A 276-nucleotide genomic window follows, 5' to 3' on the forward strand; every position below is an offset into this window, starting at 1 on the left:
GTTCGTCGAGGAGGGCAGGGGAGTGCCAGCCCGGGAGATGGGAGGCGTAGCGCAGCCGGCCGGTGCCCGGGTCGAAGGCGCCCGGCGTCCCGATGACGAGCCGCCGCACGTCGTCCCGGGCCAGTCCGGCCGCCTTGACGGCACCGTCCAGGGCCTCGGTGACCTGCTGGACGACCGGTCGGGCGGGGCGTTTGCCGGGGGTGGGCAGGGCGTACTCGCCGACGGTCCGGCCGGTGATGTCGGCAACTGCGGCGAGGATGCGTTCGGGGGTGACAT

The 276-nt window shown here is 74.6% G+C and carries 1 pseudogene; it reads right to left on the reverse strand.

What is annotated here, in order from left to right:
• Nucleotides 1-276, reverse strand: a pseudogene (locus AOK08_RS47620) (sugar kinase); the annotation flags it as partial.

The organism is Streptomyces graminilatus (assembly GCF_001418565.1).
Classification (GTDB): Bacteria; Actinomycetota; Actinomycetes; order Streptomycetales; family Streptomycetaceae; genus Streptomyces; species Streptomyces graminilatus.